Below are 10726 nucleotides of genomic sequence, written 5' to 3'. Positions count from 1 at the left end.
GCTGGGCGGGGGGGGAGAGCACCATGGCCACCACCTGGGCGCCATGGGTGGGTGGGTTGGAGTAGTTGGTGCGGATGACGATCTTGAGCTGGCTCAGCACGCGCTTGGCCTCCTCGGGCGAGACGCACACCACGCTCAGCGCGCCGACGCGCTCGCCGTAGAGCGAGAAGCTCTTGGAGAAGCTGGTGGAGACGAAGAAGTCCAGGCCGGCGGCCAGGAACTGCTGCACCACCGCGCCGTCCTCGGCGATGCCTTCGCCAAAGCCCTGGTAGGCCATGTCCAGGAAGGCCACCAGGCCGCGCGCCTTCACCACCTCGACGACCTGGGCCCATTGCTCGGCGCTGAGGTCGTAGCCGGTGGGGTTGTGGCAGCAGGCGTGCAGCACGACGATGGTGCCGGGTGCGGCGGCCTGCAGCGTGGCCAGCATGCCGGCGACATGGATGCCGCGCTGCTCGGCGTCGTAATAGGGGTAGGTCGAGACCTTGAAGCCGGCGTTGGTGAACAGCGCGCGGTGGTTCTCCCAGCTCGGATCGGAGATCAGCACCTGGGCATCGGGGCTCAGGCGCTTGAGGAAGTCGGCGCCGATCTTCAGGCCGCCGGTGCCGCCGAGGGCCTGCACGGTGGCCACGCGGGCCTCGCGCACCGCGGCGCTGTCGGCGCCGAACACCAGGCCCTGCACCGCCTGGTCATAGGCGGCGATGCCGTCGATGGGCAGATAGCCGCGCGCCTTGGGGGCGGCCTGCATCTGCGCCTCGGCCTCGGCCACGCAACGCAGCAGGGGCAGCTTGCCGTTCTCGTCGTAATACACGCCGACGCCCAGGTTCACCTTGGCGGGATTGGTGTCGGCATTGAATTGCTCGTTCAGACCCAGGATGGGGTCGCGGGGGGCCATTTCGACGGCGGCAAACAAGGACATGGGCGTCTTTCCTGACAGGACGGTGGCAAGAGCGGGAGGGAGTGGCGCCGGCAAGCCAGTGCCGGCTGCGCTACGCTGTCGGGTTCGCAGCCCGCGACAGCGCCGCCATTTTAGGCGGGGACGCGGGCCGATCTCAGGGAATCCCCCATGCCAGATGCACCTGCCGTGATGCCTATTGCCGAGGAAGACACGAACGCCCCGAAGGGCGAGTTCGTCTCTTTCGAAGGCTCGCCGTTCCAGCTTTTTCAGCCCTTTCCGCCGGCGGGCGACCAGCCGACCGCGATCGCGCAGCTGGTGGAGGGCATCAACGATGGCCTCAGCTACCAGACCCTGCTGGGCGTGACCGGCTCGGGCAAGACCTTCACGATGGCCAATGTGATCGCGCGCCTGGGGCGGCCTGCCATCGTCTTTGCGCCCAACAAGACGCTGGCGGCGCAGCTCTACAGCGAGTTCCGCGACTTCTTTCCCAAGAACGCGGTGGAGTACTTCGTCAGCTACTACGACTACTACCAGCCCGAGGCCTATGTGCCGCAGCGCGATCTCTTCATCGAGAAGGACAGCGCCATCAACGAGCAGATCGAGCAGTTGCGCCTGTCCTGCACCAAGAGCCTGATGGAGCGGCGCGACGTGGTGATCGTGGCGTCGGTGTCGGCCATCTACGGCATCGGCAACCCGGCCGACTATCACCAGATGGTGATGACGCTGCGCGTGGGCGACAAGATGGGCCAGCGCGATGTGATCGCCCAGCTGATACGCATGCAGTACCAGCGCAACGAGATGGAGTTCGTGCGCGGGCATTTCCGCGTGCGGGGCGACACCATCGACGTGTTCCCGGCCGAGCATTCGGAACTGGCCCTGCGCATCGAGCTGTTCGACGACGAGGTCGAGGCCCTGCAGCTGTTCGACCCGCTCACCGGCCAGATCCGCCAGAAGATCCCGCGCTTCACGGTCTACCCCAGCAGCCATTACGTCACGCCGCGCGATCGCGTGCTGGCCGCGATGGACACCATCAAGGCCGAGCTGCGCGAGCGCGTCGGCCAGTTCGTGGCCGAGGGCAAGCTGGTGGAGGCGCAGCGCGTCGAGCAGCGCACCCGCTTCGACCTGGAGATGCTGCAGGAGGTGGGGCATTGCAAGGGCATCGAGAACTACACCCGCCATCTCTCCGGGGCCGCGCCGGGCGAGCCGCCGCCGACCCTGGTGGACTATCTGCCGCCCGATGCGCTGATGTTCCTGGACGAGAGCCATGTGCTGATCGGCCAGTTCGGCGGCATGTACAACGGCGACCGGGCGCGCAAGACCACGCTGGTGGAATATGGCTTCCGCCTGCCCTCGGCGCTGGACAACCGGCCGCTCAAGTTCGAGGAGTTCGAGCGCAAGATGCGCCAGGCGGTGTTTGTCTCGGCCACGCCGGCGGCCTACGAGCAGCAGAACTCGGGGCAGGTGGTGGAGCAGGTGGTGCGGCCCACCGGCCTGGTGGATCCGACGGTGGAGGTGCGGCCCGCGACCCACCAGGTGGACGACGTGCTGCAGGAGATCCACGAGCGCGTGAAGGTGAACGAGCGCGTGCTCATCACCACGCTGACCAAGCGCATGGCCGAGCAGCTCACCGACTACCTGAGCGACAACGGCGTCAAGGTGCGCTATCTGCACTCGGACGTGGACACGGTGGAGCGGGTGGAGATCCTGCGCGACCTGCGCCTGGGGGTGTTCGATGTGCTGGTAGGCATCAACCTGCTGCGCGAAGGCCTGGACATCCCCGAGGTCTCGCTGGTGGCGATCCTGGATGCCGACAAGGAGGGCTTTCTGCGCGCCGAGCGCAGCCTGATCCAGACCATAGGCCGGGCCGCGCGCAACCTGAACGGCAAGGCCATCCTCTATGCGGATCGCATGACCGAGTCGATGAAGAAGGCGATCGGCGAGACCGAGCGGCGCCGCGCCAAGCAGGTGGCCTTCAATCTCGAGCACGGCATCACGCCGCGCGGCGTCAACAAGCGCATCCGCGATCTGATCGACGGTGTCTATTCCGACAAGCCAGGTCGCGACGACCAGAAGCTGATCCACGCCGCCGAGGTGGAGGTGCTGTCGGAGAAGGACCTCAGCAAGCGCATCACCCAGCTCGAGAAGCAGATGCTGGAGTATGCGCGCAACCTGGAGTTCGAAAAGGCGGCGCGCATCCGCGACCAATTGGCCGAGCTACGCGAGCAGGCCTTTGGCGCGGCCGTGCACGACAACATAGTGCCGATCAGCGCCATCAAGCCAGGCAAATGAGGCGCGCTGGCGCGCGGCTGCGGCCTGTTGGCACAGCGGGCGCGGCAGCCCGGGGCGCTTGATTTCGATCACTTCGATCTCATCTTCGCGATGCAAGCTGGCCCTGTTCCTGGGCGCAGCGGCCTGCGCGCCGCTGGCGCAAGCGCTGCGACAGCGGCTACGCAAGACCTGACACCAGCAGGGCCTTGCGCCGCGCGGGACGCGTGCCGAGCAAGCTTGGCGATAATTGAGTAAAATGCTCGGACATAGGCGAGGGTAAACCCAGGCTGTCGATGACTTGCATTGAGCAAGCAGGGTTTTCCAGTGTTCGTTTAGTTCGTGCTGGCTCAGGGCCCCTCGAGGCCGAAGGAGTATTCCATGCGTTTGACCACCAAAGGGCGTTTCGCCGTCACGGCCATGATCGATCTGGCGCTGCGTGAAAACAGCGGCCCGGTGGCCCTGGCCGCCATCAGTCAGCGCCAGCAGATCTCCCTGTCCTATCTGGAGCAGCTGTTCGGCAAGTTGCGCCGCCACGAACTGGTGGAGAGCACGCGCGGCCCGGGCGGCGGTTATTCGCTGGGGCGCAAGTCCGAGAACATCACGGTGGCCGACATCATCGTGGCGGTGGATGAGCCCATCGACGCCACCGGTTGCGGTGGCAAGGAAAACTGCATGGGCGAGGACACCGGCCGCTGCATCACGCACGAACTCTGGACCAGCCTGAACGCCAAGATGATCGAGTACCTGGACTCCGTGTCGCTGCGCAAGCTGGTGGAAGACCAGCTCGCCAAGGGCGTCACGATCGAGGAGGCGCCGATCAAGCGTGCGATCTCCTCGACCCCCGTCGTCAAACCCATCCGTATCACCGCGCCGAACTCGGTGTTCGCGCTCGGCAACGCCTTCAACAAGTAAACCCGCAGTTTCTCAACCATGGACATGACCCCGCATTTCCCGATCTACCTGGACTACGGCGCCACCACCCCGGTGGACCCGCGCGTGGTGGATGTGATGGTGCCCTGGCTGCGCGAGCATTTCGGCAACCCCGCGTCCCGCAGCCATGCCTGGGGCTGGGAGGCCGAGGCCGCGGTGGAGAAGGCGCGTGAGCAGGTCGCGTCGCTGGTGAATGCGGATCCGCGCGAAATCGTCTGGACCTCGGGCGCCACCGAGTCCATCAACCTGGCGATCAAGGGTGCGGCGCAGTTCTACAAGACCCGCGGCAAGCACATCATCACCCTCAAGACCGAGCACAAGGCGGTGCTGGACACCTGCCGCGAGCTGGAACGTCAGGGTTTCGACGTCAGCTACCTGGATGTGCAGGAGAACGGCCTGCTGGATCTGGAAGCGTTCAAGGCCGCGCTGCGGCCGGACACCATCCTGGCCTCGGTCTTGTTCGTCAACAACGAGATTGGCGTGATCCAGGACATCGTGGCGATCGGCAATCTCTGCCGCGAACGCGGCGTGATCTTCCACGTCGATGCCGCGCAGGCCACCGGCAAGGTGGAGATCGACCTGGCGAGCCTGCCGGTCGACCTGATGAGCCTGGCCTCGCACAAGACCTATGGCCCCAAGGGCATCGGCGCGCTGTTCGTGCGCCGCAAGCCGCGCATCCGCCTGGAAGCGCAGATGCACGGCGGCGGCCATGAGCGTGGCATGCGCTCGGGCACGCTGGCCACGCACCAGATCATCGGCATGGGCGAGGCCTATCGCATCGCCAAGCTGGAAATGAAGGAAGAGGGCGAGCGCATCCGCATGCTGCACCAGCGCCTGCTGGATGGCCTGTCGGGCATCGAGCAGGTGTTCGTCAATGGCGATTTGAAGCAGCGCGTGCCGCACAACCTGAACATGTCCTTCAACTATGTGGAGGGCGAGTCCCTGATCATGGGCGTGAAGGGCTTGGCGGTGTCGTCCGGTTCGGCCTGCACCTCGGCCAGCCTGGAGCCCAGCTATGTGCTGCGCGCCCTGGGCCGCAGCGATGAGCTGGCGCATTCATCCCTGCGCATGACGATCGGCCGCTTCACCACGGTGGAGGAGATCGACTATGCCGTCAGCACGCTGAAGGACAGGGTGGCGAAACTGCGCGAGCTCTCGCCGCTGTGGGATATGTACAAGGATGGTATTGACCTCAGCACCATCCAGTGGGCCGCGCACTGAGCGGCCGGAACTAGCAGGAGAACAAGATGGCATACAGTGAAAAAGTCGTTGATCACTACGAGAACCCCCGCAACGTCGGCGCCTTCGAAAAGGGTGACGACAGCGTTGGCACGGGCATGGTGGGTGCGCCGGCCTGCGGCGATGTGATGAAGCTGCAGATCAAGGTCAACCCCGCCACCGGGCTGATCGAGGATGCCAAGTTCAAGACCTATGGTTGCGGCTCGGCCATCGCTTCCAGCTCGCTGGTGACCGAGTGGGTCAAGGGCAAGACCCTGGACCAGGCCCTCGACATCAAGAACACCCAGATTGCCGAGGAACTGGCACTGCCGCCGGTGAAGATCCACTGCTCCATCCTGGCCGAAGACGCCATCAAGGCCGCGGTGGATGACTACCGCGCCAAGCACGTTCAGTAAGCCGCGGGAAGTTCAGGATGTCAGTGACCTTGACGGAAGCCGCGGCGCGCCATGTGACGCGCTATATCACCAAGCGCGGCAAGGGTGTGGGTGTGCGCCTGGGGGTGAAGACCACCGGTTGCTCGGGGCTGGCCTACAAGCTGGAATACGCCGATGACGTGGCGCCGGAGGACATCGTGTTCGAGGGCCATGGCGTCAAGATCCTGATCGATCCGAAGAGCTTGCCCTACCTGGATGGCACCGAGCTGGACTTCGTGCGCGAGGGTTTGAACGAGGGCTTCAAGTTCCGCAACCCGCGCGAGAAGGATCGCTGCGGTTGCGGTGAGTCTTTCCGCGTCTGAGCCCATGCTCCGATGACGAGGCGCGGCCAACCCTGGCCGCGTTTTTGTTGCTTCGCTGACCACGCTTCATGAATCTCGCCGACGACGATTTCAGCCTCTTTGGCCTGCCCCAGCGCTTTGCGCAGGAGCTGGCCGATATCGACGCGCGCTGGAAGGCGGTGGCGGCCCGCGTGCACCCGGATAAATTCGCCGCCGACGGCGCGGCCGCACAGCGTCTGGCGATGCAATGGGCGGTGCGCGTCAACGAGGCCCACCAGCGTCTGCGCAACCCGATGAAGCGCGCCGCCTACCTGTGCGAACTGCGCGGTGCGCCGCTGCAAGAGCATGACAACACCGCCATGCCGGCCGGCTTCCTGATGGAGCAGATGGAATGGCGCGAGGCCCTCGACGAGGCCGATGGCGTGGCGGCGGTGCAGGCGCTGGACGATCTGGTGGCGGCGCGCGAACGCGCCTTGCTGGCGGAGGCCGGCACGCTGCTGGACGACAAACAGGATGCGGCCGCTGCGGCCCAGCGCGTGCGCGCGCTGATGTTCGTGACACGCTTCCGCGCCGATATCGACAAGCGCCTGGACGCCCTGGACGGGCTGGGACAATAAGAACATGGCATTGCTGCAGATTTCCGAACCGGGCCAGTCGCCCAATCCGCATGAACGGCGCATCGCCGTCGGCATCGACCTGGGCACCACCCATTCGCTGGTGGCCTCGGTACGCCATGGCGTGGCCGAGTGTCTGCCAGATGCGCAGGGTCGCGTGATCCTGCCGTCGGCGGTGCGCTACCTCGAGGATGGCGGGCGCCAGATCGGTGCCGAAGCGCTGGCGGCGCAGGCCGACGACCCCGAGCACACCGTCGTCTCGGTGAAGCGCTTCATGGGGCGCGCGCTGGCGGACATCGGCGGCCGCGACAAGCTGCCCTACCGCTTCGAGGACACGCCGGGTATGTTGAGCGTGAACACGCGCGCGGGCGTCAAGTCGCCGGTGGAGATCTCCGCCGAGATCCTGGCGACGCTGCGCTATCGTGCCGAAGACAGCTTTGCCGACGACGTGTTCGGTGCCGTGATCACCGTGCCGGCCTACTTCGACGACGCCCAACGCCAGGCCACCAAGGATGCGGCCCAGCTCGCCGGCCTCAAGGTGCTGCGCCTCATCAACGAGCCCACCGCGGCGGCCATCGCCTATGGGCTGGACAACGCGTCCGAGGGGCTTTACGCGGTCTATGACCTGGGCGGCGGCACCTTCGACATCTCGTTGCTGCGCCTGACGCGCGGCGTCTTCGAGGTGGTGGCCACCGGCGGCGATGCCGCCCTGGGCGGTGACGACTTTGACCAGTTGCTGGCCGACTGGGCGCTGGCCCAGGCGGGCCTGGCAGCCGCCAGTGCGCACGACAAGCGCGCCGTGCTGGTCGCCGCGCGTCGCGCCAAGGAGGCGCTGTCCGCGGCCGAGTCCACCGAGCTGGCCTGCGAGCTGGACGCGGGGCGCGTCGGTGTGAGCGTCAGCCGCCAGCAGTTCGAAGCGCTGGCCAAGCCGCTGGTGGACAAGACCCTGATCGCGGTGCGCCGCGTGCTGCGTGACGCGAAGATCAAGGCCGACGAGGTGCAAGGCACGGTGATGGTGGGCGGCTCGACCCGCATGCCCTGCGTGCGCGCGGCCGTCGGCCAGTTGTTCGGCCGCGAGGTCCTGACCAATCTGAACCCGGACGAGGTGGTGGCCCTGGGTGCCGCCATCCAGGCCAACCAATTGGCCGGCAACGCGGCCGATGGCGAGATCCTGTTGCTGGACGTGATCCCGCTGTCGCTGGGGCTGGAGACCATGGGTGGCCTGGTGGAGCGCGTGATCGAGCGCAACGCCACCATTCCGGTGGCCAAGGCGCAGGACTTCACCACTTTCAAGGACGGCCAGACCGCCATGGCCATCCATGTGCTGCAGGGCGAGCGCGAACTGGTGAGCGAGTGCCGCTCGCTGGCGCGCTTTGAGCTGCGCGGCATTCCGCCCATGGTGGCCGGTGCGGCGCGCATCCGCGTGAGCTTCCAGGTCGACGCCGATGGCTTGCTGAGCGTGTCGGCGCGCGAACTGGGCTCGGGCGTGGAGGCCGCCATCAGCGTCAAGCCCAGCTATGGGCTCTCGGACGAGCAGGTCGCCAGCATGCTCAAGGATGGCTTTGCCAGTGCCGAGACCGATATGAAGGCGCGCGCGCTGCGCGAGGCGCGGGTGGAGGCCGAGCGCATGCGCCTGGCCACCCTGTCGGCGCTGGCGGCCGACGCCGACCTGCTGACGGCGGGCGAACATGCCGAGATCGACGCCTTGCTGGAGCAGATGCAGGCCGCGGCGATCGGCGAAGACGCCGATCGCATCAATGCCGCCGTCGAGACCCTGGCCAAGGGAACCGAGGCCTTCGCGGCCGCACGCATGAACAAAGGCATACGCCAGGCGCTGGCGGGCCGCAACATCGAGCAGCTCTGACCATGCCCATCATCAAGATTCTTCCCCATCCCGAGTACTGCCCGCAGGGCGCCGAGGTGACGGCACCGTCCGGCACCTCGATCTGCGAGGCCCTGCTGGACAACGACATTCCCATCGAGCACGCCTGCGACCAGGTCTGCGCCTGCACCACCTGCCACGTGATCGTGCGCGCCGGCCAGCGTTCGCTGTCCGAGATGGAGGAGGGCGAGGAAGACATGCTGGATCGGGCCTGGGGGCTGGAACCCGATTCGCGCCTGAGCTGCCAGGCCATCCTGGCGAATCAGGACGTCACCATTGAAATCCCCAAGTACTCGATCAACCACGCCAAGGAAAAGCACTGAATGCGCGTGCTGGGCTTCGAGTCGTCCTGTGACGAGACCGGGGTGGCCCTGGTCGAGGTGCCCGAGCAGGGCGCGCCGCGCTTGCTGGCGCAGGGCCTGCACAGCCAGATCAGCATGCACCAGGCCTATGGCGGTGTGGTACCCGAGCTGGCCTCGCGCGACCATATCCGCCGTGTCATCCCGCTCACGCGCGAGGTCCTGGCCGGGGCGCAGTTGGGCTTGGCGGACGTGGATGTGATTGCCTATACCCAGGGGCCAGGCCTTGCCGGCGCCCTCTTGGTAGGGGCCGGCGTGGCGGTGGCGCTGGCCGCCGCGCTGGGCAAGCCCAGCCTGGGCGTGCATCACCTGGAAGGCCATTTGCTCTCGCCCTTTCTCTCGACGGATGCGCCCGAGTTTCCCTTCGTGGCCCTGCTGGTTTCGGGCGGGCACACGCAGCTGATGCGGGTGGACGATGTGGGTAGCTACGAGATCCTGGGCGAAACCATCGACGATGCGGCCGGCGAGGCCTTCGACAAAAGCGCCAAGCTGCTGGGCCTGCCTTACCCGGGCGGTCCGCATCTGGCCAAGCTGGCCCTGCAGGGCGACCCCAAGGCCTTCGAATTGCCACGGCCGCTGCTGCACAGCGGCAAGCCGGATTTCAGCTTTGCGGGCCTGAAGACGGCGGTGCTGACCCAGGTGAAGCGCCTGGGCGAATCGCCGACCGAACAGCAGCGTGCTGATCTGGCGGCCGCCACGCAGGCCGCCATCGTCGAGGTGCTGGTGAAGAAGTCGCTGCTGGCGCTCAAGACCTCGGGCCTCAAGCGCCTGGTGGTGGCCGGCGGCGTGGGTGCCAACAGCGCCCTGCGTGAGCAACTCAACAGCGCCTGTGCCAAGCGTGGCGTGCGTGTGCACTATCCCGAACTCAGCTTGTGCACCGACAACGGCGCCATGATCGCGATGGCCGCCGCCATGCGTTTGCAGCGCGGCATGGGCCAGCTCAGGCGCGATGGCAGCTTCGAAGTCAGGCCGCGCTGGGATCTTGCGGCGGCCTGACGACGCGTTCAGCTCACCGTCAGTTGTGCGGCGCCCTTGGCCTGGCGCTTGGCGAGGTTCAACGTCAGCACACCATGGTCCATCTTGGCGCTGGAGTCGGACTGGCTCACTTCCTCGGGCAGGCTGAAGCTGCGCGAGAATCGCGAGTTGGAGCGTTCGCGGTACAGCAGCCGCTCGCCGTCCTTCTTCTCCTCGTCCTTGCGGGTCTCGGCGTCCACGCTGATGCGGCGGCCGTCGATGCTGATCTTCACGGCTTCCTTGGGCACGCCGGGCATGTCCAGCTTGACCGTGTAGCCCTGCTCGGTTTCGCTGACATCCAGCGCCGGGCTGCGCAACTGGCTGGTGAGCTCGCGGCCGTCGCCGAAAAAGTTGCTCAGGCCGTCGTCAAACAGACGCTCCAGGCTGCGCGAGAGTTCGGATGCATTGCGGTTCACGGGAACGAGAAACATAGAGCCTCCTTGCGGAATCGGTGGAACAACGGGCCTGCCGGCAACGGAGCGGTCAGTGCCCATGGCCCGAACTTAGGTGCAGGGCGGGCGCTTTCAAGAGCTGCGGCAGCGGCCGCCTTGCCGGCCGTCAAATTCAGGTGACATGCGTCCGCATTGCTTGCACAAGCCTCTTGAAACCGTCCGCATGCGCTGCCATATGCGGAGGCTTGTGCATCCGAATCGGTCTGTGTGCTGCGCCTGCGTCCGGTTTTGGTCTACAATCCGCAGGTTTTGCGCCGCCAGGCATTGTTTGGTGGCGTGGAGCAAGGCACGGCACGGGTCGGTTTCACCTGTGACCGCAAGTTGAAAACCTGGAAACCGTCTGAGAGCGACGCTTTAG

Annotated in this window: 11 protein-coding genes; 9 read left to right on the top strand and 2 right to left on the bottom strand. The window is 66.3% G+C overall.

What is annotated here, in order from left to right; translation table 11 throughout:
• A partial coding sequence (locus AC3WQY_RS15500) for an amino acid aminotransferase (protein ID WP_492709532.1) occupies positions 1 to 916 on the bottom strand: 916 nt, incomplete at its 3' end.
• A gap of 168 nt (positions 917 to 1084) precedes the next feature.
• Between AC3WQY_RS15500 and uvrB the strand changes: the two genes are divergently transcribed.
• The 9 genes from uvrB to tsaD all read left to right on the top strand — a co-directional run bounded on the left by uvrB (position 1085) and on the right by tsaD (position 9898).
• The gene (gene uvrB / locus AC3WQY_RS15495; protein ID WP_492709536.1) at positions 1085 to 3184 is read left to right on the top strand and encodes an excinuclease ABC subunit UvrB; all 2100 of its coding nucleotides are present in this window, start codon (positions 1085 to 1087) and stop codon (positions 3182 to 3184) included.
• 357 nt (positions 3185 to 3541) lie between these two features.
• Positions 3542 to 4075 carry a Fe-S cluster assembly transcriptional regulator IscR gene (iscR, locus tag AC3WQY_RS15490; RefSeq protein WP_285232284.1) on the top strand — a complete coding sequence of 178 codons (534 nt, stop codon included), beginning with the start codon at positions 3542 to 3544 and terminating at the stop codon, positions 4073 to 4075.
• An 18-nt stretch (positions 4076 to 4093) separates the two neighbouring features.
• Positions 4094 to 5314 carry an IscS subfamily cysteine desulfurase gene (locus AC3WQY_RS15485; RefSeq protein WP_285232283.1) on the top strand — a complete coding sequence of 407 codons (1221 nt, stop codon included), beginning with the start codon at positions 4094 to 4096 and terminating at the stop codon, positions 5312 to 5314.
• 26 nt (positions 5315 to 5340) lie between these two features.
• Positions 5341 to 5727, top strand: a complete 387-nt coding sequence (gene iscU, locus AC3WQY_RS15480) for a Fe-S cluster assembly scaffold IscU (protein ID WP_285232282.1) — start codon at positions 5341 to 5343, stop codon at positions 5725 to 5727.
• 17 nt (positions 5728 to 5744) lie between these two features.
• Entirely contained in the window at positions 5745 to 6068 is a 324-nt protein-coding gene (gene iscA / locus AC3WQY_RS15475) for an iron-sulfur cluster assembly protein IscA (protein ID WP_285232281.1), read from the top strand.
• A 68-nt stretch (positions 6069 to 6136) separates the two neighbouring features.
• Positions 6137 to 6664, top strand: coding sequence for a Fe-S protein assembly co-chaperone HscB (gene hscB / locus AC3WQY_RS15470; RefSeq protein ID WP_492709531.1), 528 nt, complete (start codon positions 6137 to 6139; stop codon positions 6662 to 6664).
• 4 nt (positions 6665 to 6668) lie between these two features.
• Positions 6669 to 8525 carry a Fe-S protein assembly chaperone HscA gene (gene hscA, locus AC3WQY_RS15465; RefSeq protein ID WP_492709530.1) on the top strand — a complete coding sequence of 619 codons (1857 nt, stop codon included), beginning with the start codon at positions 6669 to 6671 and terminating at the stop codon, positions 8523 to 8525.
• Positions 8526 to 8527: 2 nt separating this feature from the next.
• Complete coding sequence (gene fdx, locus AC3WQY_RS15460) at positions 8528 to 8866, top strand: ISC system 2Fe-2S type ferredoxin (RefSeq protein WP_285232278.1); 339 nt, start codon at positions 8528 to 8530, stop codon at positions 8864 to 8866.
• Positions 8867 to 9898 carry a tRNA (adenosine(37)-N6)-threonylcarbamoyltransferase complex transferase subunit TsaD gene (gene tsaD, locus AC3WQY_RS15455; RefSeq protein ID WP_285232277.1) on the top strand — a complete coding sequence of 344 codons (1032 nt, stop codon included), beginning with the start codon at positions 8867 to 8869 and terminating at the stop codon, positions 9896 to 9898.
• Between the two features lie 8 nt (positions 9899 to 9906).
• On the opposite strand, the gene AC3WQY_RS15450 is transcribed toward tsaD, so the two are convergent.
• A complete protein-coding gene (locus AC3WQY_RS15450; RefSeq protein ID WP_492709529.1) occupies positions 9907 to 10347 on the bottom strand; it encodes an Hsp20/alpha crystallin family protein in 441 nt (146 codons plus the stop codon).
• Positions 10348 to 10726 lie beyond the last annotated feature (379 nt).

The sequence above is a fragment of the Roseateles sp. FW301-B2 genome, from assembly GCF_058788955.1.
This window is presented reverse-complemented; position numbering and strand designations above follow the sequence as displayed.

Excerpts from the sequence above, each read along its gene's own strand:
- uvrB (WP_492709536.1), top strand. The coding sequence starts at position 1,085 with ATGCCTATTGCCGAGGAAGACACGAACGCCCCGAAGGGCGAGTTCGTC.
- iscR (WP_285232284.1), top strand. The coding sequence starts at position 3,542 with ATGCGTTTGACCACCAAAGGGCGTTTCGCCGTCACGGCCATGATCGAT.
- AC3WQY_RS15485 (WP_285232283.1), top strand. The coding sequence starts at position 4,094 with ATGGACATGACCCCGCATTTCCCGATCTACCTGGACTACGGCGCCACC.
- iscU (WP_285232282.1), top strand. The coding sequence starts at position 5,341 with ATGGCATACAGTGAAAAAGTCGTTGATCACTACGAGAACCCCCGCAAC.
- iscA (WP_285232281.1), top strand. The coding sequence starts at position 5,745 with ATGTCAGTGACCTTGACGGAAGCCGCGGCGCGCCATGTGACGCGCTAT.
- hscB (WP_492709531.1), top strand. The coding sequence starts at position 6,137 with ATGAATCTCGCCGACGACGATTTCAGCCTCTTTGGCCTGCCCCAGCGC.
- hscA (WP_492709530.1), top strand. The coding sequence starts at position 6,669 with ATGGCATTGCTGCAGATTTCCGAACCGGGCCAGTCGCCCAATCCGCAT.
- fdx (WP_285232278.1), top strand. The coding sequence starts at position 8,528 with ATGCCCATCATCAAGATTCTTCCCCATCCCGAGTACTGCCCGCAGGGC.
- tsaD (WP_285232277.1), top strand. The coding sequence starts at position 8,867 with ATGCGCGTGCTGGGCTTCGAGTCGTCCTGTGACGAGACCGGGGTGGCC.
- AC3WQY_RS15450 (WP_492709529.1), bottom strand. The coding sequence starts at position 10,347 with ATGTTTCTCGTTCCCGTGAACCGCAATGCATCCGAACTCTCGCGCAGC.